26 protein-coding genes and 1 pseudogene are annotated in these 24445 nt (G+C 54.9%); 8 read left to right on the top strand and 19 right to left on the bottom strand.

The annotated features are described in order from the left end of the window. The first annotated feature begins 3 nt into the window (after positions 1 to 3). The gene (locus EDC28_RS13540; RefSeq protein WP_123421964.1) at positions 4 to 450 is read left to right on the top strand and encodes a hypothetical protein; all 447 of its coding nucleotides are present in this window, start codon (positions 4 to 6) and stop codon (positions 448 to 450) included. On the opposite strand, the gene EDC28_RS13535 is transcribed toward EDC28_RS13540, so the two are convergent. Then, positions 447 to 1070 carry a hypothetical protein gene (locus EDC28_RS13535; RefSeq protein WP_123421963.1) on the bottom strand — a complete coding sequence of 208 codons (624 nt, stop codon included), beginning with the start codon at positions 1068 to 1070 and terminating at the stop codon, positions 447 to 449. The genes EDC28_RS13540 and EDC28_RS13535 overlap by 4 nt on opposite strands. Before the next feature lie 200 nt (positions 1071 to 1270). Between EDC28_RS13535 and EDC28_RS13530 the strand changes: the two genes are divergently transcribed. Continuing rightward, positions 1271 to 3121 (top strand): hypothetical protein, encoded by a 1851-nt coding sequence (locus EDC28_RS13530; RefSeq protein ID WP_123421962.1) that lies wholly within the window; start codon positions 1271 to 1273, stop codon positions 3119 to 3121. A 24-nt stretch (positions 3122 to 3145) separates the two neighbouring features. On the opposite strand, the gene EDC28_RS13525 is transcribed toward EDC28_RS13530, so the two are convergent. The 3 genes from EDC28_RS13525 to gcvA form a co-directional block, all read right to left on the bottom strand. Further along, positions 3146 to 3493, bottom strand: a complete 348-nt coding sequence (locus tag EDC28_RS13525; protein ID WP_050659632.1) for a hypothetical protein — start codon at positions 3491 to 3493, stop codon at positions 3146 to 3148. A gap of 84 nt (positions 3494 to 3577) precedes the next feature. Further along, the gene (locus EDC28_RS13520) at positions 3578 to 5722 is read right to left on the bottom strand and encodes a bifunctional diguanylate cyclase/phosphodiesterase (RefSeq protein ID WP_170164128.1); all 2145 of its coding nucleotides are present in this window, start codon (positions 5720 to 5722) and stop codon (positions 3578 to 3580) included. Between the two features lie 198 nt (positions 5723 to 5920). Then, on the bottom strand, positions 5921 to 6826 hold the full coding sequence (gene gcvA / locus EDC28_RS13515) for a transcriptional regulator GcvA (protein WP_123422093.1): 906 nt from the start codon (positions 6824 to 6826) through the stop codon (positions 5921 to 5923). Positions 6827 to 6952: 126 nt separating this feature from the next. Between gcvA and EDC28_RS20175 the strand changes: the two genes are divergently transcribed. Further along, positions 6953 to 7129, top strand: coding sequence for an RSP_7527 family protein (locus EDC28_RS20175; RefSeq protein WP_170164127.1), 177 nt, complete (start codon positions 6953 to 6955; stop codon positions 7127 to 7129). A gap of 191 nt (positions 7130 to 7320) precedes the next feature. Beyond that, positions 7321 to 8313: a 23S rRNA pseudouridine(2604) synthase RluF gene (rluF, locus tag EDC28_RS13510; RefSeq protein ID WP_123422092.1), complete on the top strand. Its 993-nt coding sequence runs from the start codon at positions 7321 to 7323 to the stop codon at positions 8311 to 8313. 9 nt (positions 8314 to 8322) lie between these two features. On the opposite strand, the gene EDC28_RS13505 is transcribed toward rluF, so the two are convergent. Then, positions 8323 to 8991 carry a 2'-5' RNA ligase family protein gene (locus EDC28_RS13505; RefSeq protein WP_050659635.1) on the bottom strand — a complete coding sequence of 223 codons (669 nt, stop codon included), beginning with the start codon at positions 8989 to 8991 and terminating at the stop codon, positions 8323 to 8325. Positions 8992 to 9203: 212 nt separating this feature from the next. On the opposite strand from EDC28_RS13505, the gene EDC28_RS13500 reads away from it, so the two are divergent. From EDC28_RS13500 to EDC28_RS20015, 3 genes are all read left to right on the top strand, one after another. After that, positions 9204 to 9884, top strand: a complete 681-nt coding sequence (locus EDC28_RS13500) for a T3SS effector IpaJ family cysteine protease (protein WP_123421960.1) — start codon at positions 9204 to 9206, stop codon at positions 9882 to 9884. 137 nt (positions 9885 to 10021) lie between these two features. Beyond that, the gene (locus tag EDC28_RS13495) at positions 10022 to 10258 is read left to right on the top strand and encodes a hypothetical protein (protein ID WP_050659637.1); all 237 of its coding nucleotides are present in this window, start codon (positions 10022 to 10024) and stop codon (positions 10256 to 10258) included. Between the two features lie 406 nt (positions 10259 to 10664). Then, entirely contained in the window at positions 10665 to 11306 is a 642-nt protein-coding gene (locus EDC28_RS20015) for a hypothetical protein (RefSeq protein ID WP_148049854.1), read from the top strand. 330 nt (positions 11307 to 11636) lie between these two features. Here the strand turns inward: EDC28_RS20015 and EDC28_RS13490 are convergent, their stop codons facing one another. The 5 genes from EDC28_RS13490 to EDC28_RS13470 form a co-directional block, all read right to left on the bottom strand. After that, positions 11637 to 12026 (bottom strand): DUF4261 domain-containing protein, encoded by a 390-nt coding sequence (locus EDC28_RS13490; protein WP_123421959.1) that lies wholly within the window; start codon positions 12024 to 12026, stop codon positions 11637 to 11639. Positions 12027 to 12103: 77 nt separating this feature from the next. Beyond that, complete coding sequence (locus tag EDC28_RS13485; protein ID WP_123421958.1) at positions 12104 to 13021, bottom strand: IS5 family transposase; 918 nt, start codon at positions 13019 to 13021, stop codon at positions 12104 to 12106. A 53-nt stretch (positions 13022 to 13074) separates the two neighbouring features. Further along, positions 13075 to 13482 carry a hypothetical protein gene (locus tag EDC28_RS13480; protein ID WP_170164126.1) on the bottom strand — a complete coding sequence of 136 codons (408 nt, stop codon included), beginning with the start codon at positions 13480 to 13482 and terminating at the stop codon, positions 13075 to 13077. 75 nt (positions 13483 to 13557) lie between these two features. Further along, positions 13558 to 13869: a hypothetical protein gene (locus EDC28_RS13475; RefSeq protein ID WP_050659639.1), complete on the bottom strand. Its 312-nt coding sequence runs from the start codon at positions 13867 to 13869 to the stop codon at positions 13558 to 13560. A 200-nt stretch (positions 13870 to 14069) separates the two neighbouring features. After that, positions 14070 to 14516 (bottom strand): trypco2 family protein, encoded by a 447-nt coding sequence (locus tag EDC28_RS13470; protein WP_123421956.1) that lies wholly within the window; start codon positions 14514 to 14516, stop codon positions 14070 to 14072. A 583-nt stretch (positions 14517 to 15099) separates the two neighbouring features. On the opposite strand from EDC28_RS13470, the pseudogene EDC28_RS13460 reads away from it, so the two are divergent. Beyond that, positions 15100 to 15255: pseudogene (locus tag EDC28_RS13460) on the top strand (IS110 family transposase); the annotation flags it as partial. Between the two features lie 28 nt (positions 15256 to 15283). Here the strand turns inward: EDC28_RS13460 and EDC28_RS13455 are convergent. From EDC28_RS13455 to EDC28_RS13415, 9 genes are all read right to left on the bottom strand, one after another. Continuing rightward, complete coding sequence (locus EDC28_RS13455; protein WP_123421954.1) at positions 15284 to 15739, bottom strand: hypothetical protein; 456 nt, start codon at positions 15737 to 15739, stop codon at positions 15284 to 15286. A gap of 97 nt (positions 15740 to 15836) precedes the next feature. Then, positions 15837 to 16220: a hypothetical protein gene (locus EDC28_RS13450; RefSeq protein WP_123421953.1), complete on the bottom strand. Its 384-nt coding sequence runs from the start codon at positions 16218 to 16220 to the stop codon at positions 15837 to 15839. Between the two features lie 95 nt (positions 16221 to 16315). Next, positions 16316 to 16939 (bottom strand): hypothetical protein, encoded by a 624-nt coding sequence (locus EDC28_RS20010; RefSeq protein ID WP_148049853.1) that lies wholly within the window; start codon positions 16937 to 16939, stop codon positions 16316 to 16318. A gap of 1025 nt (positions 16940 to 17964) precedes the next feature. Continuing rightward, positions 17965 to 18732, bottom strand: coding sequence for an EAL domain-containing protein (locus EDC28_RS13435; protein ID WP_123421950.1), 768 nt, complete (start codon positions 18730 to 18732; stop codon positions 17965 to 17967). A 131-nt stretch (positions 18733 to 18863) separates the two neighbouring features. Further along, the gene (locus EDC28_RS13430; protein ID WP_123421949.1) at positions 18864 to 20057 is read right to left on the bottom strand and encodes a serine hydrolase domain-containing protein; all 1194 of its coding nucleotides are present in this window, start codon (positions 20055 to 20057) and stop codon (positions 18864 to 18866) included. 79 nt (positions 20058 to 20136) lie between these two features. Further along, a complete protein-coding gene (locus tag EDC28_RS20170; RefSeq protein WP_170164125.1) occupies positions 20137 to 20307 on the bottom strand; it encodes a hypothetical protein in 171 nt (56 codons plus the stop codon). A 100-nt stretch (positions 20308 to 20407) separates the two neighbouring features. Continuing rightward, positions 20408 to 21940, bottom strand: a complete 1533-nt coding sequence (gene hutH, locus EDC28_RS13425) for a histidine ammonia-lyase (protein ID WP_123422091.1) — start codon at positions 21938 to 21940, stop codon at positions 20408 to 20410. Further along, entirely contained in the window at positions 21940 to 23622 is a 1683-nt protein-coding gene (hutU, locus tag EDC28_RS13420) for a urocanate hydratase (RefSeq protein ID WP_123421948.1), read from the bottom strand. The genes hutH and hutU overlap by 1 nt, the downstream gene beginning before the upstream one ends. Then, positions 23622 to 24329, bottom strand: coding sequence for a UTRA domain-containing protein (locus EDC28_RS13415; protein WP_211355740.1), 708 nt, complete (start codon positions 24327 to 24329; stop codon positions 23622 to 23624). Before EDC28_RS13415 ends, hutU begins: the two co-directional genes overlap by 1 nt. Between the last annotated feature and the right edge of the window lie 116 nt (positions 24330 to 24445).

Raw genomic sequence — 24445 nt, 5'->3', positions numbered from 1 at the left:
GTGATGAACACACTGCCGCTTCTGGCCCTGCTGCCTTTTCTGGCCGCCGCCAACCCCCTGCAAGGCGACTGGCGCTGCCAGGCCGAGCGCATGGGAGGCGGCAGCGGCACCCAGGTGCTGCTGTTGCAACGCATCGACCCCCAAGGCCGCTACACCCTGGACTGGACCCAGCGCTGGTTCACCCAAGGCCTGCAAAACGACCCTTACCTTATTGTTGGCCAGCGCTCCCGAGGCGTGCTTGAGCGCCATGGCCCGGCCTTTGGCTACCTGCAAACCCAGGTCACCGAAAAGGTACAAACCGACACCTACCAACTCTGGCCTGATACCCCCAGCCGCCGCTTTGCCGACAACCAGCCCGGCCCCCGCTTTCGGCTCACCCCCCAGGCCGATGCGCCGCTGGCCTTTTTAGAGCCAGCAAGCGGCCTGCACTTTGCCTGCCAGCGCCTTTAATGCTCCTGGCGGCGCCGGCGCAGCGCATGCCAGGGCCGCATCTTGGGCGGCCAGTCTTCTACATCCTTGCTAAAGGCGATGGGCGAGAGTTCATGGAGATGGGTGCGCCGGTAGCGCAGCTCATACATAAACACGATAAGGGCGCTGGACAGTAAAAACAGCGAGTAGAAAAAGGGCAGGCATTTGAGGTGGCGAAGGGTCATCAGCCAGTAGCCCCCCGGCGGCACCCAGTAAAGGGGCAGGGCGCCCATTACCGAGATCAAAAACGACCACAACAATAGCCACAGAAAAATCTTCACCAGCGAGCCCGCTTCTTCCAAGGGCTTGTCCTTGCTGACAAAAACCCAGAACACGGCGATGGCCAGGCTCATGCTGGCCACGGTGGTGGCATTGGCTTCCACATAGGGGTAGAGGGCCAGCTCGGTCTGGTAGTCTATTTCTGGCGTGTAATAGCCCAGCACCACGTTGGCCACAAACACAAACTGGGCACCCCAAAAGGGAATGCGCAGGTACTTGAGCTTGGCCAGCAGCGGGTAACCCACCAGGGCATGCCAAAGCCCATACCAGCCCAGCAGCCCCAGGCTGTAAACAGTAATGGCAATTTCGGCTGGCGGCCCCATGGTGGCTCCTTTTTGGCGGTATTTTGTACCAGCTAACGGCAAGGGCCAGGTCTTTGGCAGGGGAAGGGCTTCCCGGCGCGCCAAAAGGGCAGAAAAAGCCGTCAAAACGGCTGAAAACACTGAAGACTTTACAAAGGCCGGTGATAAGCTTTCACCCAATTTTTACAGGTGTATTTGCCTACAGACAGGGAGAGGAACGGATGTCGTTTGAACATGGCTCGGTGGATTTAGGGATCCCCAACCCGTTCAAAGTGGAAGGGGCGCTGCGCACCCTTCGCGGTGTGGTGGTCAGCCTGCTGGGGGCCGGTGCCCTGATGCAGGTGGCCGGCTTGGTCAAGAACGACCCTGTCAGCGGCTGGATGATGGCCATTGTCGGCTTTATCCTGCTCGGTGGCGGCCTCAAAGCCACCGGCGCCGGTATCTTCCAGATGATGCGCTTTTACGTGGGCCGCGGCGTGCCGACCTCGCTGGCTGCCAACGTCAGCGAATCAGAGCGTTCCACCAGCCACCTGGAACAACCCTTTGTGGCTTATGACTCCGGCCTGCTCGAGCAAATGCTGATGGGCCGCAAGAACCTCACCTTTATCGAGCCCCGTGGCTGGATCGCGCGCCTGGTGCACAGCATCTTCCCGCGCCTGACCTTCCTCCCCTATGCCCTTCGCAACACGGCGTTGATGCTCTCGACCGCCGTGACCAAAACCTTGGTGGCGCTGCTGTGCTTTGTGCTGGCCTGGTTTACCTCGGCCACCGGCCTTGGCGGCCAGGGCGCCAGCGCCATGATGCCGGTGCTGAGCGCGGTGCTGCTGATTTACCTGCTGGTGGTGTGGTTTAAAGCTGGCACGGCGGTAACTCGCCGCCTGGGCGCCAGGGTGGATGCCGCCGGTACCGGCAGCCTGGCCAAAGTGCTGGCGCTGGCCATTTTGGCGCCGGTGCTTTTGGGATATCTCTACAGCTACGCCACCACCCATGGGGTGTCTCGCGGCCTGGCAGGCTTTTTAAACAGCATCGACATCATTGCCGCGGCCATCATGCCGGGGCTGTGGCTGCTGGTGACCAGCGTGCTGCTGGTGGCGGCCACCGCGCTGCTGGTTACCCTGCTTAGCGTTCGCGCTGGCCGTGCCAACCCGGTTACCGAGGTGTCGGAGTACCGGGGCAACTGGCAAGAGTCGGTGCATCCTAACGAGATTTTTATCAACATCGACTCCATGGTGATGGCCAACCGCCGTTATCTGGAGATCCCCAACCGGGTCTACCGCGACCTGGAGCCGGAGCTTAACGAGCAGTCCGAGGGTAAAGGGGCTTTTAAAGGCAAGATGATCCAGGAAACCCAGCCGGCCTATAAGCCGATGCCGGTGTCTCCTTTGCAAAAGAAACTGCGCCTGGTTGGTACCGCTGTGGGCCAACTGGCGTATGGGGTATCGGCGCTGCTGTTTTACTTCACCTTTACCGGCGCGGCCGAGGTGCTGGGCCAGCTCAAGGCCCACCGCATTCATGACATGGTGGCGCTGCTGGGCGCTATCGGTGGCGTGCTGCCGTACCTCACCGCATCTGTCATCGCGCTGGTGGTGGCGCGGCTGCTGGTAAACCATTGCCACCTGTTCTGGGGCGAGATGCAGTTTGAGTCGACCCTGGTGTACTTCAAGTGCGAAGGCACCTTTACCGAGTCGCGTATCTCTACCGGCGCCGGTATTTACGACTCCACCCGCTCCGAGAACACCCTGGTGCGCTCGTCCATGACCCCTTGGGTGATCGTCTCAAGGCTGGTTAGCTCCACCTTCGCCGGTGTGGGTGGCCGTAACCTCGAGTTCCCCCGCCATGTGCTGGAAATGCACAAGGACGAGGGCACTTTGCAGGCCCTGCTCAAAGACCTTAAAGGCTTCCTGGGCGACCGCGAAGTGATTGCCAGCCTCAAGAGCGACAAAGACCTGGCGGCCGCCTCCAATATCTTCAATATCAACGAGCAAACCCGCAGCGCCCTGCCGGGCAAGCCGGACTCGCCGGATGTGGCAGGCCATTTGACCAACAACGCCGACGCCACCGAGCAACACTAAAAAAGGCCCCGAAAGGGGCCTTTTTTATGCGCTGGCGGCTTGGTCGCGGGCGGTCATGCGCATCCAGAACAGCTCCTGGCACTTGTTGGCAAAGGCCTTGCTGCGCGGCTGCACCTCAAGGCCGTCCGGCAGGCTCAGCACCTTGTAGCCAATCCAGCATTCCTGGCAGCTTTGGCTGGGGTCTGGCTCGCTTTGCTCCAGTTCAAACTCGCGCTGCACCACCACGCCGTTGGCAAAGGTGTAAACGCCGGTTTGGGCTGTTACCTCGATGCCTGACTCCTCAAAGCTGTGATCGGTAAGCTCGCGCTTTGCGATTTGCTGCGCACTGGGAGCGGCATTGATGGCGGCAATGTAGGCGTGAAGGTGGGTCATAAGGCGTGCCCCGGCAAAAGAGAGCCTATGCTAGCAGCCTTTGCCGGCGCACTTTGATGGAAAATGCCGATAGCGCCAATGCCCTTAGTGGCGGCTGACAAAAGCGGCGCCCTGGCCTGTCATCCAGCTTTCCAGATCGGCCGCCGCCATGGGCCGGGCAAAGTGGTAGCCCTGGATGAGGTCGCAGCCAAGGCCGGTAACAATGTCGCACTGGGCCTGGTTCTCTACGCCTTCGGCCACCACCTTGAGCTGGAAGCTGCCAGCCAGTTGGATCACCGCCGCGGTGAGGTTTTTGTCGTTGGGGTCGGTATCGATATCGCGGATAAAGCTGCGGTCCATCTTCAGCTCGGTGACCGGGAAGCGCTTTAAATAGCTCAGGCTGGAATAACCGGTACCGAAGTCGTCGATAGACAGGCCAATGCCCAGTTGGCGAAGGGCGGTCATGGTGGCAAGGATATCTTCGTTGGACTCGATAAGCAGGCTCTCGGTGATCTCAAGAGTCAGGCTGCAACCGTCCAGCCGGTGAGCGGCCAGGGACTTTTTAATGCGCTCCAAGAGCCCTGGCTGGCGAAAATCCACTGCCGACAGGTTCACCGCCACCAGCGGAATGGCAAAGCCCTGGTTGCGCCAAAGGGCCAGCTGCGCCAAGGCCTGCTCCATCACCAGTTGGTCCAGCTGGCCAATCAAGCCGCTCTCTTCGGCCAGGGGAATAAAGACATCCGGCGGAATAAAACCCAGCTCTGGGTCCTGGCAGCGGGCCAGCACTTCCAGCCCCGCCAGGCGCTTGCCGCCGAAGTCGATTTGTGGCTGGTAATGTACCTTAAGGCTTTGGCCATTCAGGGCGCGGCGCAGGGCCTCAAGGTGGTGGTGGCGGCGAATGGCGGCCTGGTTCATGGTGGAGCGGTAAAACGACAACCCGCCCAGCCCTTGCTGCTTGGCTTGCAACAAGGCGCTTTCGCTACTGCGCAGCAGGTTATCGACAGTGCTGGCATCTTCTGGGGCCAGGCTGATGCCGATACCGGCACAGATCACCAGCTCGCGCTCATCAATGGCCACCGGTTGGTGGATGCAATGTTGCAACTGCTCGGCAAGGGCGCGGGCCTGGTGCTGGTCACAATCGGGAACCAGCAGCATAAACTCGTCGCCGCCCAGCCGGGCCAGGGTGCTGCGTGGTGGCAGGCAGTGCTGCATCCTGGCGGCCAGAGCTTGCAGCAACTGGTCGCCTATTTGCTGGCCCAGGGATTCGTTCACCGCCTTGAAGTTGTCGAGATCGATATGAATGGCGGCCAGGTGAGAATGGCTGCGCTGGCAGGCGCCAAGCTCCTGGTCGATACGGTCGCGCAGCAAGGTGCGGTTGGGCAGGCCCGTGAGGGGGTCAAAGAAGATGAGGTTCTCAAGCTGGCGCTGCACCCGGTTGTGTTCAATGGCCAGGGCGCTGACATTCAGGCAGCTTTCCACCATCTGCCGGTGAAAGGCGCTGGGGCCGCGTTTGTCGCGAAAATAAAGGGAAAAGGTGCCCACCACCTTGCCGTTTTTCAGGCTGACCGGGCAGGCCCAGCACGCCACCAAGCCCAGGGGCAGGGCAAGGTGGCGGTAGTTGTCCCACAGCGGATCTGAGGCGATGTCTTGCACCTCGACGGTGGTTTTGCGCCAGGCAGCCGTGCCGGAGGAGCCAGAGCCAGGCCCGATGGGCAGGTTAATAAAATGGTCGTAGTAGCTGCTATTGAGGCTGGGGGCGGCGCAGGGTTGCAGTAGGCCGTTTTCGTCTACCAGCATCACGCTGCAAATCGCTTCCGGAGCCAGCGCCTCTGCCCGGCGGCAGAGAATGTCCATGGTGCGATGCAGGGGGTTGCCCTCGGCCACCGAGCGCAAAATCTCGTTTTGCAGCTGCTGAATCTGGTACTGGGCTATGGGGTTGTCCAGCTCCTTTAGGCTCAGCGACAAAAACTGGCCATGCCATTGGTCGATGCGGCGCAGGGCCAGGGCGAAGTGGCGGCCGTCGTGCTTTTGCTCCTGGCTGCAAAGGGTGCCGCAGTGCTGGGCCTGGGCCACCAGCTTTTGCCAGCGCTGGGCCGTGAGGCTGTCGAGCAGGGTGTTGATGTTGTCGTGATTCAGCGGCGCCTTGTGGCCCAACAACCGCAAAAAAGCGCTGTTGGCACAATGGAGTTGGCCGTTTGGGCTGATACAAGCCGTTGCCTGGGGCACGGCCTCAAGCAGTGCGGTTAGCAAAACAGGATCGGGGGGAGCGACTAACAACCTTGCCTCGCCATTGTTCATCGACATTGTCTCCGCAGGTGAGTCTGGCAGCATGACTATTGAGGATTGTTGCAGCAATGGCTCACGTTAAGGCAACGTTGAATAAAGTAAAAGCAGGGTTAGCAAAGTTGTCTTTTATCCGGTGCTGGTGGCCGAGATCCTACCTGTGTGTCAGTTTTGCTCGGCGCTGTCGGGGTCTTGCATCTCGGCCATCAGCCATTCTTTAAAGGCCTTCATGCCGGCGGTCAGGGGCCGGTTCTTGCGGTACACCAGATAAAACGCCTTGTGGGTATCCAGTTGAATATCAAAGGGCACCACCAGCCGGCCCGAGGCAATTTCCCGTGAGGTCAGGGTGCTGTCGGCCAGGGCCACCCCCAGGCTTTCCTGGGCGGCAGCGGTGGCCAGCTGGCCGCTGGAGATCTGCATGCTGCCCTTGGGTTTGAGGTGCCCCACCCCGGCCTGGTGCAGCCAGTTTTCCCACTCGTATTTACGTTTACTGACGTAGATAAGGGTCTGGTGGCGCAGGTCTTCGGGTTTTTCCAGCGGCATGCGCCCGGCCAGTAAACGGGGGCTGCACACCGGCACCAGCATCACCTTACGTAAGAAATGCACTTCGATGTCGTCCCACTCGCCGTTACCGAAATACACCGCCATGTCGGTGCTGGCACGGTTGAAGTCAATCAAGCCCATAGAGGCGTTGATTTGCAGCTCCACGTCCGGGTACAGCTCCTGAAACCGGCCCATGCGGGGCATTAGCCAGCGGGTCAGGAAGTTGGGCGCCACGCTTATCTGCACCACATTGGCCTCCTGGTTGGCGGTGAGCCGTTGGGTGGCCACTTCTATCTCGTCCAGGGCGTGTTTGATGCCGGTCAGGTACTGCTCGCCGGCCGGGGTGAGTTCCACTTTACGTTTACTCCGGCTGAATAGCGAGACTCCTAAATATTCCTCAAGGGTTTTTATCTGGTGGCTGACCGCAGAGGCAGTAACGTGAAGTTCCTGTGATGCCGCAATAAAGCTGGCATTTCTGGCAGATGCCTCGAAGGCGCGCAGGGCGTTGAGGGGAGGGAGGCGGCGCATCATAGCTCGCTAATGATGAAATTTTCTCAGCATTATGGTTAGAAACGCTCGCTTTTTCAACAAGGGCGCCAGCAGTAGTATTTGCAGCGTGGAAACACCACTACCCCCGACCCGAGGAGCACCACCATGGCACAGCAACACGATCTGAAACTCGACCCCTACGGCAACATCGACGTCGACTACTACGTCCAGCAAGCCAAAGCCCAACGCCGCGTCTACATGGCCGAGCTTAACGCCGCTGTAAAAGCCAAATTCAAGACCCTGTTCCGCGCCAAGCACCGCAAAGTGGCCACCAGCCACTAATTCGCTCTGCTCCTCGTGTGAGATTGGCCGGCCCGCCCGGCCAATCTGCACGCCAGAGCCATACTGAGCCCGCCCTCTGCTTTACCGCGTTTTTGTGTTCGTCTTCCTCTATAATTGCCTCCACCTTTTTTGGTCGTGCCCCGTTGTGAACCTTGTGGGTCTACACCACCAACGATGAAGATGACTGCCCCATGCTAAGTTCTGCCACCACCCGCCTGAATAAATACATCAGCGAAAGCGGCATATGCTCGCGAAGAGATGCCGACCGTTACATTGAGCAAGGCAATGTCTTTATCAATGGCAAGCGCGCCTCAGTGGGCGACCAGGTGGCACCGGGGGACCAGGTTAAGGTCAACGGCCGGCTTATCGAGCCGCGCGAAGCCGACGACTTCGTGCTGATTGCCCTTAATAAACCGGTGGGGGTGGTTAGCACCACCGACAGCGCTGAGCGCAACAACATTGTTGATTACGTTAGCCACGGCACTCGCATCTTCCCCATCGGTCGCCTCGACAAAGACTCCCAGGGCCTTATTTTCCTCACCAGTAACGGCGACTTGGTCAACAAGGTGCTGCGGGCCGGCAACAACCACGAAAAAGAGTATCTGGTTACCGTCAACAAACCCATTACCCAGGGCTTTATCGACGGCATGGCGGGCGGCGTGCCGATCCTCGGCACCATGACCAAAAAGTGCAAGGTCAGCCAGGAGTCCAATAACGTTTTTCGCATCACCTTGGTGCAAGGCCTGAATCGGCAAATACGGCGCATGGCCGAGCATTTTGGCTATGAGGTGATAAAGCTTGAGCGCACCCGCATCATGCACATCACCCTCAAGGGGCTCGGCATTGGCGAGTGGCGCGACTTTACCGAAAAAGAAATCAAAGAGCTGGCCGAAGCCATTGCCGGGTCTTCGTCTGAATCGACAAAAGGCGGTTCGAGCAAGCACAGCCCCAAAAAAAGCGGCAACGGCCAGAGCCGTGCGGCCTCAGGTAAAAGCAAAGCGGGCAGTGGCCGCAATAAAGCCCAGGTGCTGGGCGGTGGCGGCAAAGCCCCGGCCAAACCGGCCCGCGACGGCGCCGGTAAAGGGCCTGCCAAGGCGGGGCTTGGCCGCAAAAAAGGCCCGGCGCAAAAAGGCGGGCGCCCGGCCATTAGCCTGGGTGGTAAAAGTAAAAAAGGGGGCCGCTAGGCCCCCTTTTTACTGTTTGAAAAAATACTCGCCCAGTATCTCTTTTTGTTGCCCCCACTGATCGGTTACCCCAATACCAATGCCCACTATCTGCCCCTTTGCCTGTGGTGGCTTGGCGGCCAAGGCCTTGGCGACTTCGGCCAGCGCTGGGCTGGTTTCTGAGGCCAGCAGGGTCAGGTGCGGCTCAAAGTTTTGAAAGACGTTGGGGCTGCCGTAACGCTCAAAGGCGGCCAGCTTGGTGGGGTAAGCCTTCACCCAGCCGGGCAGCGGCGGGTTGGGCGCGCGCAGCGGCGACAGCGCCATGGTCACTTCATCGGCCAGCCGCTGCAGGGCAGGGCTTGGAGTAACGTCTAAAAAGGCCCAGTTGCCCTTGGTAACGCTAAAGCCCTTGGCCTCAACCGCAAACCCTTCCTTACCTGCCACCAGCTTTGCAATCGCTGCCTTGATGGCCGCCTTGCTGCCCTCTGGGAAGCGGGTCAGGTACAAGGTGACATGCACCGGCTTACCCTGGGCATAAAAGCTCTCCAGGCCGTGGGCCTTGAGGGTATCGCTGGTGGCCTTTACCTCATCGATGATGGGTTTGGACGGAATGGCGAACACATCGATGCCAATGTCCTCGGCAAAAGCCTGAAAGCCAATACAAAGGGCAGCCACTGCCAGCAGGGATCGTTTCAACATAAGGTGTTGATACCGTTAAGGGAATGTAAGGCCATTATGGCCAAGGTAAGGGGGAGGGGAAAGAGGGGATGCTAAGTGGTGCTGTCTCTACTGAACCGGTCTCTGGCCTAGGGTTATCCGCCTCGGCTATTGCAGCCGGAAGGGTTTCCCCTTCTCTCGACTATGACAGGGACTTAGGGTCGCCCATGCGATCAACCAAAAGGAGATGGACAATGCCCAATATCAATTTAACCACCCTGGCCTGGGTACCCAACGTCAATCAGGCCTCCATGACCCAGCCGGAAGACAGTAACCAGTGCGGAGCCTTTGCCCTGGTGGCTGCCGTAGGGGCTTTTGGTGCCTTTACGGCCAACACTGTTGTCAGCTATCAAAATGCAGGGCCTGGGCCGGTCAACAATCAAGAGACGATAACGACTGAGCTAGATTTTACCGGCCTCAGCCAACGGGTTTATAACGTCACCGGCATCCTCAATCACGACCTGCCAGCACCAGACCCCGAGCTTATCAACGGGGGCGATTACAACTCACCGGCTGCCATGGCGAAAGTGATTGCCGATCTGGGCAGGCCCCAGCCGAGGGTGAATGTCCAACAAGACGGCTACCAATTATTGAATGCTCTCTATCCCGGGGAAACCGCCAGATGCCAACAGGTGGTTGGCGCCGGTAACGTTAATACCGATGCCGGCCAATACGGGGCGCCTGCAAATGGCGAAACCCATATTGTCTGCGTCAATGTTAACGATGGAGGCTTACACTGCCTGGCGCGCGGCTCTGACGGCCACTTCTATGACCCAGCCGATGGCACCCTCAACAACAACTGGAACCCAGTAAACACCGGTGATGCCATGGGGGCGCATTACACCTTTTCCGGGCTATGGATTGTTATTACCTGAGGGTGAATCGACGGCTGGTTTGGTGAGATCCGCGGTCGATGAGGGCCGTGGATTTTTATTAATGCCAGCCTCGGTGGACAGCCATTAGAGCCGGTGCCTAGCCAATAAGCATGACTCTGGCACCTCTTCAGAATGGAGTGGCTGATTATCTGGCACTGGTGGATTGGACGGGCCGGGCACAACGAGAAGACAAGCGCGGCTTCATCACCCCAGAAACCCCCGCCATTTTGAAACGCTTAGGCCTGGATGCCGACAGCTTCCTTATCGCCCTGGGTCAACATCAACTGTCCCAGGGCTCGGTGATTGGCCACAAACAGGCCCAAAGTGCTTACGCCAAAGCCCATCACCGACGATTGTGGTCGGCCAACCGATAAAAGCCGCTTAATCCCCTCACAGCACCACGCTCACAGACCCTCAGCAGTCACTGGCAATCTCGCTCGCCTTGGATTTGCGTTGTTAACGATAAAACGCGGTATCAGCGTGAAGTCAGCATTATCGGAAGCATATTGATATGGAAAGAGGAGACGCGTCGAACTTACTGTTTATTGCTACATCAGAAGATGGATGTCCTTTTTATTTGTTTGAAATGATTCACATTCGAGATAACATACTTTATGACCGGCATCCGGATGCATATGACACAGAAATGAATGCACACAATTGGCAACTAAACCATAGCGCAAGTTTTAATTGGAATAGTAAGAGTACTATGGACTTTTACAATGCTGGAGTTCTTAAAAGTATTGTGAGAGTTAAGAATGGAAGCTACGGTGTTGGCTAATGAAAAGTATTATTGCTTTTTTATGTGCTTTTTTCTATTCCAATACTTGTTTAGCTTTTGGTTATGGATGGCAGTATTACACCCATTTCAAGTCCAAGGCACATGGCGATGTTATAGGAGTGGTTCTAAAACTACCCAAACGTTATGATGGCTTCTCACTCAAGATTTTCACTACGTCTTTTTGCAACTATCAAAAGAATGGTAAAAATGTCGAAATATCAAGAAAACTGACACCAGAGAACTCAGCCAATGGTATGACCTTTGTTAATGTCAACGTAAGTGACTATTGTAAATCAGTTGCTAATTTTGACCATTTGACCTACTCCATAAAGTTTACAAAAGGAGTTGACTCCTCTAGTGATTTTTATGGAGATGATAGCCCCTTGATTTCTGGTCATTGGAAGTGGCAAGAGTTTGTTACGCTGAAAAAATTGAGAGGAGGGTGCCTTCTTTGGATAAAAAACCCCGATGAGAGCGATAGGATCTTTTCTATTTTTTCTGTCTTGAGAGGAAAGAAAAAAAGAGTGGATGAGGTCACCGTTGATGCATTAGGAAGTGCTTTTATCCATTTAGACGGAATTAGTGGTGATGAAGAAATTGAAGTTTATAAAGGTGATGGACTTTTTTTCTCATCAAAATAAAATATAAAGTAAAAGCGAAAGAAGTAAAAGGGACACCCATCCCATCATGGCGAAGTTACCTCGCGAAAACTAGTCTTGAAAGACCCTTCTCTTGATAAAGGCCTTTGGCCATTACCCGTCCTCGCGCTGAACTGGTGTCGGTACTCAGAAGATGGATGTCCTTTAATCATTCTTTTTGCAGTGAATCGTTTAAGCGAAAAGTAGAAGAGAGTGGTATTAAAGGATTGCTATTTAAGCAACACGAAACACTAAGCTGATTAGCTTCAGGCCACTTTCTTTATAGAAAATTAGAGGGGCAATTTCCCCTCTAACTTCATCGGCGGGTTGTGCTTACCAAAACTTCAGTTTGGACTTATTTTTCGCATTCCCGTACTTAAGATGCATCACCGTCTTTTCATGGCCAAAGTCGGACTCGCCGTAAATGACGCTTATCGACTCATCTTCGTCGTGGCCAACAGTATCGCCATCATTGATAACCAGGCTATTAGAGATAAGGTAGCCAGCCAAGCCTGTCAGTCGCTCTCTTAAAACGGCTATGGACTCAGGCGTCTCAACCGCCACTATGTCCATTAACCCCAGTGCCTCGAGGCCAGAGGTAAAGCCTGAAGAGAGGTTGGCTCTGCCATCGCCAACCCGAAAATCAACCCAGATAGGTACTGGTGGCCCATGAGGAAGCACTTCTTCTGGGAACTTGATAAACATCTCTTTGGGAACCACCATCGACGCGTTACTCCATAAAACGGCGTTGTTTCCTAAATCCGACAAGGAAATGCAGTCCCCTAATGGGCTGGCTGCCCTTAGCTGACCGCCTGGCGAACTGGCATACCTAAGGTCAGCATTTTGTTCATCACCTTCACCCCAGCCAGGGCCTCGGCAACCTGGCCGTTATAACTGCGCAGACTGAGCTTCGCGCTGATGAGTTGCTTGTATCGCGACATCGCCGTTTCCGCTTTTGACCGTTGGTGATAGCCGCTTTCTTTTTTCCACTCCGCCAGTTGCCCGGCTTTCAGTGCGGCCACGGCGTCGTTTCGTGGATGCCCTTGCTCCCAGAACCCCGCCGTTTTGCGCGGCGGTATGGTTGCCTTAGTGCCTTTCTTTTGCAGGAGTCGGTGGCAGGCTTTGCTGTCATAAGCGCCGTCAGCACTGACCTGCTCGATACGGCGGCGCAGCGGGCTAAGTAAGGCGGGGAAGACTTCGCTGTCACCCACGCTTTCCAGGCTCACTTGCGCACCAATGGCTTCATGAGTTTGGGCGTCCACCGCTAGGTGCAGTTTGCGCCACACCCGCCGCTGCTCCTTACCGTACTTACGTTGTTTCCACTCGCCTTCGCCAAAGACTTTTAGGCCGGTGGCGTCGATAACCAAGTTGGCCACCGCCCCTTTACTGGGTAGGCGGTACTGGATGTTGACTGTCTTGGCGCGCTTGCTGATGCAGCTGTAGCTGGGTGAGGTCAGCGGTAGTTTCATCAACTGAAACAGGGAATTGATAAAGCCTTCCAAGGCCCGCAAGGGCAGTTTGAACAGTGCCTTGAGCATCAAGGCGGTTTCGATAGCGGTGTCGCTGTATTCAAAGCACCGGCCCCGCTTGCCGTGGTGCTGGGGACAATACCAACCAGTGATGGCGGCCTTATCCATCCAAAATCCCGGCAAGCCTCGATTGATTAACCCGCGGTTGTACGTTGCCCAGTTGCTGATGGCGTGTTTGGCTTTGCCCATGGGTTGCTCCCCTTCGATACGTTGGGGATCGGATCACAGTCAGGCGGATTGGTTCAGTGGATTTGGGAAACAACGCCCCATAAAACGCCTAGCGCTTCATCACAGACAGCCAATAGCGCTGCCGTTACTTTGGTGAGTAAAATCGTGGTGTTAACCTCTGAAAGGTTGTCGTCAACGACGGTAACAATCAAATGATGGTCATGGGATGCAAGGTCTTGAGTCGCCGTTGGCCAAAGGATGCTGGTTGCACAGGGCCCTTCCAAGTCACTCCAAGGAAAGGGAGCCTGTGTGGTGCCAACAGCCACGAATGAATTGCCAATACTAAAAGAAAAGACATTGTCTTTGATGTCATCATCCAATGTGATGTCTTGCTTCCACACCGAGCTGAAATAGGTTTTCAGGTTCTCTAAAGAGATTGCCGGCATTCCTTTGCATAGAGGCATTGCTATTTGTAAAGCCAAAACGTCATCATTATTAATTGTTGGCTTAAGCCGAAAGTGATACTGGCACTGGCTCTGTAAACCAGAGCTGATTGATTATGAATTCACTTTCTCGGTAAGGGCGGCTATCCACGCCTCGGTGTCAGCCACTATAAATTCATAATGCAATGCATTTGATAGCGTTACTCGAAAAGCCTCAGTGGTAATAGGTATTATGCCGCCACCTTTTCCTAAACACTTCACGACGGATGTGATTTCACTACGCTTGAACCTGTACGGGCCCAATCCAAAGCGTTCATTAAATGGCACAAAAATAACTTCCGACTCTGTCAAGGACAGCTTTCCGTCCGCCTTAGCCGCACCGTCTTGCAATGTTGCAGGCGAAGATTTAATAACGTTATCAGGCATAATATGTTCCTTCTAAGTTTCTGTTTGGTAAAGCTACCAAGGTTAATTTCGTGACTGACACTGCTAATAAATGATGACACCTTTTTTTCAAGGTGACTCAGAGGATGGATGTCCCATTTTTTCATTATGAAGAGTTATTGATGCGTGTCCGTTAAAGCGGGTGAAGTCCACAAAACACCACAGTCACTTGTTATGTGCAATTACGCTTCACCCTCTAATTTTCCTGCTGCTGGCATAGTAACAACATGAAAATTTATACCATCTGGATCTACAACATCAGGGTGTCCTCGCAGATATTGCCGAATTGCAACTGCTTGCTCTGGAGTTGATACGGTTATATCACCATGAGCTGTGATACCCGTGCCATCACCACCTCCACCACCAACTAAAGATGGATTTATCGACTGTCGTATTGGTGAAAACTTAAGAGTTACACAATGTCTTTGATTTGCTTCAGTTTTGGCCGATAAATCGACAAAAAATTTAAACCCGCCACTTGCTTCGGCTTTTACTCCAAACTCGGTTTGAAGCTCAACCTCATTAAGCGTAAAAAATGGAACATCGTCTTCTTTTTTGTTTTTTACAGCTTCGATTAACTCTTTTTTTACTTCACTAATGAAATCAGCAAGACTAATTTTACCTTTCATAATAATTCCCTCTAGTTTAATAAATTAACCCCAAAATACTTACACATAACGCCCACCACAAACGCGAGTAATGTGTTGCGAATCGAGCGCCCAACGGACGCGTTTTTGATGGCGATTGTTATATGCCGAACGCAAAGCTAAACACTAAACCAGTTAAAAGTAGCAAAAAACCAAAAATTTGAATGAAGATATCTAATTGACGAGTCTCATTATTCCCTTTAATGAGCGTTGAAAACGACAACTTTTGAGTAAAGAAGTCTCTCGGCACAAGTCGGATACTTGAATACCCTAAACAGGAAAAGCCTACAGCATGGAGTAACAATGAAATTCTTTGTTCAAAGACAAAATTAATGATTGTGATAATCCCGACGAGGAACAAAAATATGCTCGGCCAATGTAGATTTATCTTTTTTTCCATTTGTGAAGCAACTCCGTACTTTTTATTACCTTAGCATATAACGCCGCGCTCTGCGGCAAATTTGGAGCGCAGCGGAAAGGGAGTAAAAGGGACATATATGTCCGCAAACCGCTTCTCATCGACAGTTGCAAAATACGGGGCGTCCATATATGTCCTTTAATCTTTATCCAGTGCAACCCGGTATTTAGCCGTTACTACTACCACCTCAAAGCCGCCGGAAAGCTTCCCAAAGTCGCCTTGATAGCCTGTATGAGAAAGCTCATCGTCATCCTCAACACCATGGTTAAAAATGGCGAGAAATGGACCGAAAAAGAGGCTTAATTCATTGACAGAACGCCACAGTCACTTGTTAGGCTTGCTTTTGATAAAACAAAATATATGGATCGTAAGCCTCTTCATGCGACGTTTGCACAACAAATTCAATGTTTGGATACAACTTTTTTAGTGAATGTAACCAGCCAACCTTCGTAATTTCTAAAGCAGCGTTCCAAAGGTCATTACTGCATGAAGCAGATTGATTGAAATATATTGCAAGGCTAAGCCTGTTAAAGCTGGCCTGATATTCTTCCAGACTTAAGTGACTAGATGATGGATTGATAAGCGCTGGATCTACCAATTCTTCTATGAAAATTAAACCTTTTACCTCTATGAAGTTTGGAAATATGAATTTCCCAATATGTACAAACAATTCCAAGTCGATATTATTGTCAAGGAAAAACTGCTTGTCGGTTACTTTGCAATTTGATACCCACTTTTGAAATTCAGGAGCTTCAAATTTTTCTGATAGCAGACTGATGGATTTCATTTTATAGCCTAACTACCCGCTAATCGGCGAGCGGCAGCGAGTCCGGTGGAGGCAACGCTTTTGGTGGCCGGAGCGCATTTAAGCGGTTTGTTATGAGTTACCACTTCTGTGATCTCCAAAACTCCGTATGAAACGTGGTGTAATCCATAAGTTGGCTGGTAAGTGCCCCGACCATTTTATCACTGCGCCTAAAGACTTTACCGAAACCGTTATCCATAAGTTCAGCCCATTCGTGACCGTTTGAATACGATTTAAATAGCTTTCTCAACTTCCGTTTACGGGTCCAAGGAAACCAACTTGGCGTCTGATAAATAACTTCATGAAGAACTTCGCCAAACGTTATAAGCAATATATCACCTGCCATTACTTCGACTGTGTATACAGTCGCTCCCGCAATCTTTCCATGGGGAGCTTCTTTAAAAGTAAAACCAGCAAGAGATTCAGGAATAAATTTATCCCCTAGATCAAAGGTGGGTAGCAACTTGAAGCTCCTTTACTCATAACGCCCGCATTTGCGGCTGGTTTGGAGCGCAGCGGAAAACCAGTCCGGCAATATGCGATTGTTAGGTAATTCGCTCACCGATCTAACCTTAATGCCATATGCTCATTGACCGATAGATCGCAATAAACTTTATTTCGCTGCGAGACAGATGGGCTTCCTAAAACCAAAATATATGCCCCAGCAAGATCTTCCTCGTCTTCAATTCCATATCTTGCGAAGAGAGGAGCAATCAAGTGCTCGTCCAAACAAAAACTAATAGAGTCCCTACCGCCACTGTTTAGCCACAATGTCCCATCAATTGCTCGCTTAGCATCAGACAGCATGCCCCAATAACCTCGAAATTGATTTTGATGATCGACGCTAACCTCAAGTAGAGGGACAAAGAAATCTCTTACGGCAATTTCAGGATGATCTTCGATTTCCAAGATCTGATCAGAATGCCGAAAAGCCGGAACTTCAATGAGTGTACGAAGTAATGGGCCAAGACGGCGATGCATACGAGCTTGCGGCCTGCCACCATCGCCGCCGTATCTACCACGTCTATTTCTGTTTGGAGGTAAATTCTCCGCTTCTTGAACGATAGGTTGCGGCGCAGCGCCATAATTTAGATCAACAACAATTCTATTCCCGGGATTTAAAAGTTGATCTTGATCTTCACCTTGGCCATCATCGTTGGGATCGTATTCTGGGGCTGCCAATTCACAGTTTGGCGCATGAGGTCTCGCTCCAAAACATGGCGCCCTTCCTCCTCGTGACGCTCGCCTAAAGAATGCAGGCCCTCCACATTCAGGACATTGCAAAAAACGCCTTTTCTGAGAAATTTCGTCAGGCGACAACCTTGAAAAGTCGACAGCAGCATAAGTCACGCCATCTTGGATGCATCTTGCTGAGTACATATCTTCCTCGTATTACCTAACAATAGTTATAAAGCTGGCTCGTTTTCACTCATCAGATCAGTTGAAGAGTTGGTGTTAACCAGCTGATTCCCCTACTTATATCTGCGAGTCTATCTATCACCCTGCGTGAAAGCGAGCCGGCTTCTTTTACTGATTGGACCGGCTTCATATCTTGACATCGGACCTGTTGATTAATCGATATTAATCAATGTTTTGTTGGTAGTGCACCGCAATAGATGAGCCAAGGTCTTGTAATAAAGATGCCAAAACCGCCACTACGGGCCAAATATACTGTGTCTAAATACAGTTTTGGTGATGTCGATGAGCTGCCCTTTGCTCAACCCAGTTCGCTAACAGATGCGGCTCTGACAGTACTGCATCCACACTAAGCACACTTACTTCTACTGGATAAAGGCATAGAAGATATCCACTTCTCAATTTCCATCACCACCCGCTCTTGAAGTCCTGTTAAGTGCAGCGCTCTGCTTAGCACGAGCACAAGGCATACGAGCTGGAATGAATTGCCATGGAAGGCCGAGTAAAAAGTACCTCGCCTGCCGGTGCGTAAACCGGCATTTAAAGGAACAAGAGCGAAGCTAAGCGTCTGCAAAATCCGCAACCTTGCTATTGGTACACTGACCAAACCCGCACCCACGCTACCGCCCTCAGGACTCGCACCTGCGTTGCCAAGACGGCGCCTTGTGTCTTGTTAGCCTGCTTTTTGAGCCTACCGGCTAACTCTTTGGGAATAAAGTAAAAAATCGTTGCTGACGGGCGGTGGCAGCAGGAGCTTAGGCCTGGGCTGACAGGGGCGCTTTGGCGCGGCTTTAGAGTAAGGCGCTATCCACGCTTGGCAGGCGTTCAAAACCCGGTTTGGCAAAGTAGTAACCCTGCATCAGCGCCACTCCGGCAGACTTTAACCAGTGCATTTCGCCGGCGGACTCTACCCCTTCGGCGAGGGCGGTAATGTTCAGATCCTGAAAGAGGTTGAGGAGATGGCGAATGATGTGCTGGCGCGTGCGGTCTTTGTCGATATCGCGAATCAGCGCCATATCAAACTTAATAATATCGGTTTGAAAGTCAGCCAACAGGCCCAAACCCGCATAGCCAGCCCCAAAATCATCAATGGCCGTTTTAAAGCCGGTATTTTGGTAGAAATTAAGAATGTCTTTAATGAAGGCACTGTCACGGATCGGCTCGGCTTCGGTGAATTCGAACATGATTTGTTCGATAGGAAAGGCATATTTCTTGGCCGCTTCCAGTGTGGTGCGAATGCAGCGTTCGGGCTTGTAAATGGCGTTGGGTAAAAAGTTGATGCTGAGCATGGAATCAAGCTTCAACCGGGCGGCAAGGGCAATGGCTTTTACCCGGCAAAGCTGATCGAACTGATAACGGTTATCGTCGTTTACTTGGGCGATGATGGTGTGAGCCGGTTCGTTATTCAGGCCCCGCACTAAGGCTTCATATCCAAAAATTGTTCTTTGTTGGCAATTCATAATCGGCTGAAACGCCATGGTGAAATCAAAGCCAAGGCTGGTTTTGTCTGCGCAATTCCCGCAGGAAAAACGGTCGAATACGGTGGGCAGATCGTCCATGGTGAATAACTCGTCAACTGTAACGCCATTTGGCGACCACTATCGCAGATTAGGCCTTGGCCCTGCAATGTTGCAGGGCTGCCGATACAGCTCGGTGCTCCCACTGGGCGCTGCTGCTTTATCAGGGGCAATCAGTCCAGCAAATGGCTGCCGTCGGCGTAACGTTCCCAGGCAACCGGGGTGTAGCTGTCGGCGATGCTAAGGCGCAGCAGGGCGTCGAAGATTTTCTCGGCATTCTCGCTGTTGCTAAGCAGCATCACCCCCAGCTTTTGTTTGGGAAAGACAATCAAATAGTGCACGCAGCCGTCGCCCCGGCCTTCTTTGAAGGCGCCCCAGCCGAAGGGGGTTTTGATTAGCCCCCAGCCAAGGCCGTAGCTAAGGGCGATATCGTCGTAGGCGTCTGTGACTTCATCGATACCCGGGCCGAACTGGGTGGGGGCGCGGATGCGGATTTGCGGGCTGAACATGGCGTGGTAGGAGGCTGGGGTGAGGCCAGCGCCTTGCAGCACGGCACTGGCAAAGCGGGTGAGCTCGTTGGGGGTGGTTTCCAGTGAGCTGGCGCTGCGCGGGGCGTTGTCTTTGTCTTTGGGGTAGGGGCGGCCCTCGCCGTTGTAACCGGTGGCGTAATGGCCTTCAAAGCGCGGTTGCCACTGGTAGCTGGAAGTTGCCATGCCAAAGGGGGTGAACACGTATTCTTGGGCCAGCTCTTCCAGGGTTTTGCCGGTTTTTTCTTCCAGTACCGTTTGCAGCAGGGTCATGCCCTCGCCGGAGTAGCGGTAATGGCTGCCGGGCTTGGAGTGAAAATGCAGTTTGTGGTCTGGCTCGAACCAGCGCCAGTTACCCAGGCCGGTGGTGTGGCTCAGGCAGATGCGGGCGGTGATGAGCTTGGCTTCGGGCTGGCCCTTGAGGCTGGATAAATCCCGGTGCCAGGCGCGCTTGTCCCCTTTGATGCGCCACAGCGGTTGGTCGAGATACTGATAAAGTGGGGTGTCGAGGTCTATCACGCCTTTATCTACCAGCTTCATCACCAGGGTGGCGAACACCGCCTTGCTGATAGAGGCGCCGTAGATCTCGGTGTCCAGAGTCAACGGGGTTTTGGTTTGGACATTGGCATAGCCAAAGGCCTGGCTGTAAACCGGCTTGGCATCGTTAAAAACGGTGACGCTAAGGCCCGTTACCTGGCCGATGGCCATCAGCTTGGTAACGCCGTCGGTGAGTTGCTGGCTACTGATGCTGCTGCCGTTGAGGCGCTTGATGGGGGCGGCTTGTACCTGGCTAATCAGGCAAAAGGCGATGGTGGCTAACACGCGGCTTAAGATGGTCATGGCTCCCTCCTGTGCCCAAACCATAGAAGTGGGAGGGAGGTTTTACCAACGGCCCTGAGGGCCGGTTGGTAACAAGATATTAAGCCTTGGCGGCGGGATTTTTCTTTAAAAGCCCCATCCAAAACAGCGCTTCAAAGCCTGCTCCCATCAGCAGCAGTAGCGTGCCACCGGCGGGGTAGCTGGCGCTATAGCAGCTAAGGGCGGCGATAAGGCACAGCGCTGGCAGCACAAAGCGCTTGATAAACGGCATCGCAAAATCCCTTAAGTGGCTGAGGGCTCAAGCTAACCCGTTATTTTTATTGTGTAAATAAAAAGGCCCCGCAGGGCCTTTTTGACTTACCGAGTTTGCCTTACAAGGATGGCAACAACCCTTTGGGGGCGAAGGAGTTAAGGGCGCCCAGTAGCAGGATGCCGTTGGCGGCTTCCATGTCGGCGGCCATGTAGCGGTCTTGGTCGTAAAAACTGACCTGGCTGCGCAATATGGCCTTGGCGTCTTCCACTATGGGCGCGGCTTTCAGCGGCGCGCGAAAATCCAGGCCCTGGCAGGCGGCCAGGTATTCCACCGCCAGTACGCCACGGGTGTTGGCGGCCATGTCTTTGAGGCGGCGGCCAGCAAAGGTGGCCATGGACACGTGGTCTTCCTGGTTGGCGCTGGTGGGCAGGGAATCGACGCTGGCCGGGTGGGCCAGGGATTTGTTCTCGGAGGCGAGCGCCGCGGCGGTGACCTGGGCGATCATAAAGCCCGAGTTGACGCCGCCGTTGTTCACTAAAAAGGCCGGCAGGCCGGAGAGGTTTTTGTCGATAAGGAGCGCCATGCGCCGCTCGGAAAGAGCGCCAATTTCGCTGATGGCAAGGGCCAGGTTGTCGGCGGCCATGGCCACAGGTTCGGCGTGGAAGTTGCCGCCGGAGATAATGTCGTCGTCCTCGGCAAACACTAGCGGGTTGTCGGTGACGCCGTTGGCTTCACACAAAAGCACCTCGGCGGCCTGGCGAATTTGCGTGAGACAAGCGCCCATCACCTGGGGCTGGCAGCGCAGGCTGTAAGGGTCTTGCACCTTGTCGCAGTTGGCGTGGGAGGCGCCGACTTCGGAGCTTTCCCCGAGGATATGGCGATACAGCTTCGCGCTGTCGATTTGCCCTTTTTGGCCGCGCACGGCGTGGATGCGCGCATCAAAGGGGCGGCGTGACCCCAGGGCCGCTTCAACGCTGGTGGCGCCAATCACGCTGCCGGCCACAAACAAATCTTCGGCGGCAAAGAGCCCTTGCAGGGCAAAGGCGGTGCTGGCCTGGGTGCCGTTCAAAAGTGCCAGGCCCTCTTTGGCGGCCAGGGTAATGGCCTTGATACCGGCGATTTCCAGGCCCTGGGCGGCACTTATCTTCTGGCCCTTGTGCAGCACATGGCCTTCGCCAATCAGCGGGCACACCATGTGCGACAGCGGCGCGAGATCGCCCGAGGCCCCTACCGAGCCTTTTTGCGGAATGCAGGGGTAGACTTCGGCGTTGATCAGCGCCATCAGGCCTTCCAGCACCACCCGGCGAATACCGGAATAGCCACGGGAAAGGGAGTTGAGTTTAAGCACCATCAACAGGCGCACCGTGTCTTCGCTCATCAGCTCGCCGATACCGGCGGCGTGCGAGAGCACAATGCGCCGTTGCAGCTCTTCAAGGTCTACCCGGTCGATGCGGGTGTTGGCCAAGAGGCCAAAACCGGTGTTGATGCCGTACACGGTGCGGTCTTCTTCAATCACCTTTTGCACCATGGCGCTGCTGGCGTCGATGGCGGCCCAGGCAGAATCAACCAGGCTTACTTTTACCCCATGGCTGGCGACTTGGCGCAGCTCGCCAAGGGTGAGCTCGCCGGGTTTGAGTACCAATTCAAACATCATTTGTTCTCCAGCATGGGCAGGTCCAGGCCCTGCTCGCGGGCGCAGTCTTGGGCAGTGTCGTAACCGGCATCCGCGTGGCGCATCACGCCGGTGCCCGGGTCGTTCCACAGCACCCGGCCCAGGCGTTTTTCGGCGGCGTCGCTGCCGTCGGCCACTATCACCACCCCGGCGTGCTGGCTAAAGCCCATGCCAACGCCGCCGCCGTGGTGGAGCGACACCCAAGTGGCGCCGCCCGCGGTGTTAAGAAGGGCGTTCAGCAGCGGCCAGTCGGAGACGGCGTCGGAGCCGTCTTGCATGGCTTCGGTTTCGCGGTTGGGGCTGGCCACCGAGCCGCTGTCGAGGTGGTCACGGCCGATAACGATGGGGGCTTTCACTTCGCCGTTTTTAACCATGTCGTTAAAGGCTTTGGCCAGCCGCGCCCGGTCTTTAAGGCCCACCCAGCAAATGCGCGCTGGCAGGCCCTGGAAGGCGATGCGCTCACGGGCCATGTCCAGCCAGTTATGCAGGTGCGGGTCGTTGGGAATGAGTTCTTTGACCTTGGCGTCGGTCTTGTAAATGTCTTCCGGGTCACCACTGAGTGCCACCCAGCGGAACGGGCCTATGCCCTCGCAGAACAGCGGGCGAATGTAGGCCGGTACAAAACCGGGGAAGTCAAAAGCGTTTTGCACGCCCACATCAAAGGCCATCTGGCGGATGTTGTTGCCGTAATCAAGGGTTGCCGCGCCAGCTTTTTGCAGGGCCAGCATGGCTTCAACCTGCACTGCCATGGAGGCCTTGGCGGCTTTGACTACTGCTGCTTCGTCTTTGGCGCGCATGGCTTTGGCCTCTGCCAAAGTCCAGCCCTGGGGCAGGTAGCCGTTTAGGGGGTCATGGGCTGAGGTTTGGTCGGTGACCACATCGGGGGTGATGCCGCGTTTTACAAGCTCTGCGAACACATCGGCGGCGTTACCCAACAGGCCCACCGACACGGCGCGGCCCATGGCGTTGGCGTCTTCGATGATGCCCAGGGCTTCATCGAGGGTGGCGGCCTTTTTATCTACGTAGCGGGTACGGAGGCGAAAATCGATGCGGCTCTCGTCGCATTCCACCGCCAACATGCTAAAGCCGGCCATGGTGGCCGCCAGGGGCTGGGCGCCGCCCATGCCGCCAAGGCCACCGGTGAGGATCCAGCGGCCTTCGGCCTTGCCGCCAAAATGCTGCTTGGCCACCGCCACAAAGGTCTCGTAGGTGCCCTGCACTATGCCCTGGGAGCCGATATAGACCCAGGAGCCGGCGGTCATTTGGCCGTACATCATCAGGCCCTTTTTATCGAGCTCGTTAAAGTGCTCCCAGTTGGCCCAATGGGGTACCAGGTTGGAGTTGGCGATGAGCACCCGCGGCGCGTCACTGTGGGTTTTAAATACCCCCACCGGCTTACCCGATTGCACCAGCAAGGTTTCGTCGTCTTCCAGGCGCTTTAGCACCTCCACGATTTTGTCGAAGCACTCCCAGTTGCGGGCGGCGCGGCCAATGCCGCCGTATACCACCAGCGCCTGGGGATGCTCGGCCACGGCCGGATCGAGGTTGTTCATCAACATGCGCATGGCGGCCTCGCTCAGCCAGCTTTTGCAGCTAAGGGTGCTGCCGTGGGGCGCGCGAATAACGCGGCTTTCGTCCAGGCGGGTGCCGGTGTGGTTCATCAGAAATCCCCCAATGTCATTGGTAATTGTCCCCCCAGCCTGTAGTGGCTGGGGTGGTAAAGACGGGCCAGGCTAACGGCGCCCTGGCGTGAGGCGGTAAGCCGGGTGAGTTTTAGAAGCGGGCTGTGTTCGGCTACGTCCAGCAGCCCGGCTTGGGCGAGGTCAGCCGCCACCGCTTCCACCCAGTGGTGGGCGGCGGCAATGGGCGCCACGGCGCTCAGGTAGTCGTGAGGCGTGTGAGCGGCGAAGTCTTGGGCCAGGTAGTCTGGCGCCAGGGCCAGATTGACGAAGCGCTCTTCAAGCTGCACCGGGGCGCTGTTCTCAAAATGCAGAATGCGCGAAAAACCCACCTCGGCGCCGGTGGCAATGCCCAGCAACTTGGCCAGATCGGCCGGGCAGCTCAGCACCTTGAGGCTAAGTACCCGGGCCTGGTGCTGGTGGCCGCGCTCGGCTATCTCGATGGCGATACTGCGAATGGACAGCAACGCGCTCTGGGCCTTGAGTTCGGCCACAAAGGTGCCCTGGCCCTGGCGGCGCTCCAGCACGCCGCTGTCTACCAGCTCGGTTAGGGCCCGGCGGGCGGTCATTCGCGACACGCCAAAGCGCTCGGCCAGTTGGTTCTCAGACGGCACCGCATCGCCGGGGCACAGCGCGCCGGTGTCGATGCTGTCTAGCAGCCATTGTCTTATGGGTACAAACTTGCTCATGCTCAAAAAGGCTTGTTGACGCTCGCGTCAATGTGGCACAGTCAGGTTGTATATACAAGTTGTGGAGGCAAGATGTCGGCAGACTGGGATTGGCTGGTGGTAAATGTGAATATCGC

The organism is Gallaecimonas pentaromativorans (genome assembly GCF_003751625.1).
GTDB classification, from domain to species: Bacteria; Pseudomonadota; Gammaproteobacteria; order Enterobacterales; family Gallaecimonadaceae; genus Gallaecimonas; species Gallaecimonas pentaromativorans.
Note: the sequence above shows the minus strand (reverse complement) of the source record. Positions and strands in the feature narration are given on the sequence as shown.

What these genes read in the sequence shown, in the direction of transcription:
- EDC28_RS13540 (WP_123421964.1), top strand. Translation starts at nt 4, where the DNA reads ATGAACACACTGCCGCTTCTGGCCCTGCTGCCTTTTCTGGCCGCCGCC.
- EDC28_RS13535 (WP_123421963.1), bottom strand. Translation starts at nt 1,070, where the DNA reads ATGGGGCCGCCAGCCGAAATTGCCATTACTGTTTACAGCCTGGGGCTG.
- EDC28_RS13530 (WP_123421962.1), top strand. Translation starts at nt 1,271, where the DNA reads ATGTCGTTTGAACATGGCTCGGTGGATTTAGGGATCCCCAACCCGTTC.
- EDC28_RS13525 (WP_050659632.1), bottom strand. Translation starts at nt 3,493, where the DNA reads ATGACCCACCTTCACGCCTACATTGCCGCCATCAATGCCGCTCCCAGT.
- gcvA (WP_123422093.1), bottom strand. Translation starts at nt 6,826, where the DNA reads ATGCGCCGCCTCCCTCCCCTCAACGCCCTGCGCGCCTTCGAGGCATCT.
- EDC28_RS20175 (WP_170164127.1), top strand. Translation starts at nt 6,953, where the DNA reads ATGGCACAGCAACACGATCTGAAACTCGACCCCTACGGCAACATCGAC.
- rluF (WP_123422092.1), top strand. Translation starts at nt 7,321, where the DNA reads ATGCTAAGTTCTGCCACCACCCGCCTGAATAAATACATCAGCGAAAGC.
- EDC28_RS13505 (WP_050659635.1), bottom strand. Translation starts at nt 8,991, where the DNA reads ATGTTGAAACGATCCCTGCTGGCAGTGGCTGCCCTTTGTATTGGCTTT.
- EDC28_RS13500 (WP_123421960.1), top strand. Translation starts at nt 9,204, where the DNA reads ATGCCCAATATCAATTTAACCACCCTGGCCTGGGTACCCAACGTCAAT.
- EDC28_RS20015 (WP_148049854.1), top strand. Translation starts at nt 10,665, where the DNA reads ATGAAAAGTATTATTGCTTTTTTATGTGCTTTTTTCTATTCCAATACT.
- EDC28_RS13490 (WP_123421959.1), bottom strand. Translation starts at nt 12,026, where the DNA reads ATGGTGGTTCCCAAAGAGATGTTTATCAAGTTCCCAGAAGAAGTGCTT.
- EDC28_RS13485 (WP_123421958.1), bottom strand. Translation starts at nt 13,021, where the DNA reads ATGGGCAAAGCCAAACACGCCATCAGCAACTGGGCAACGTACAACCGC.
- EDC28_RS13475 (WP_050659639.1), bottom strand. Translation starts at nt 13,869, where the DNA reads ATGCCTGATAACGTTATTAAATCTTCGCCTGCAACATTGCAAGACGGT.
- EDC28_RS13470 (WP_123421956.1), bottom strand. Translation starts at nt 14,516, where the DNA reads ATGAAAGGTAAAATTAGTCTTGCTGATTTCATTAGTGAAGTAAAAAAA.
- EDC28_RS13455 (WP_123421954.1), bottom strand. Translation starts at nt 15,739, where the DNA reads ATGAAATCCATCAGTCTGCTATCAGAAAAATTTGAAGCTCCTGAATTT.
- EDC28_RS13435 (WP_123421950.1), bottom strand. Translation starts at nt 18,732, where the DNA reads ATGGACGATCTGCCCACCGTATTCGACCGTTTTTCCTGCGGGAATTGC.
- EDC28_RS13430 (WP_123421949.1), bottom strand. Translation starts at nt 20,057, where the DNA reads ATGACCATCTTAAGCCGCGTGTTAGCCACCATCGCCTTTTGCCTGATT.
- EDC28_RS20170 (WP_170164125.1), bottom strand. Translation starts at nt 20,307, where the DNA reads ATGCCGTTTATCAAGCGCTTTGTGCTGCCAGCGCTGTGCCTTATCGCC.
- hutH (WP_123422091.1), bottom strand. Translation starts at nt 21,940, where the DNA reads ATGTTTGAATTGGTACTCAAACCCGGCGAGCTCACCCTTGGCGAGCTG.
- hutU (WP_123421948.1), bottom strand. Translation starts at nt 23,622, where the DNA reads ATGAACCACACCGGCACCCGCCTGGACGAAAGCCGCGTTATTCGCGCG.
- EDC28_RS13415 (WP_211355740.1), bottom strand. Translation starts at nt 24,329, where the DNA reads ATGAGCAAGTTTGTACCCATAAGACAATGGCTGCTAGACAGCATCGAC.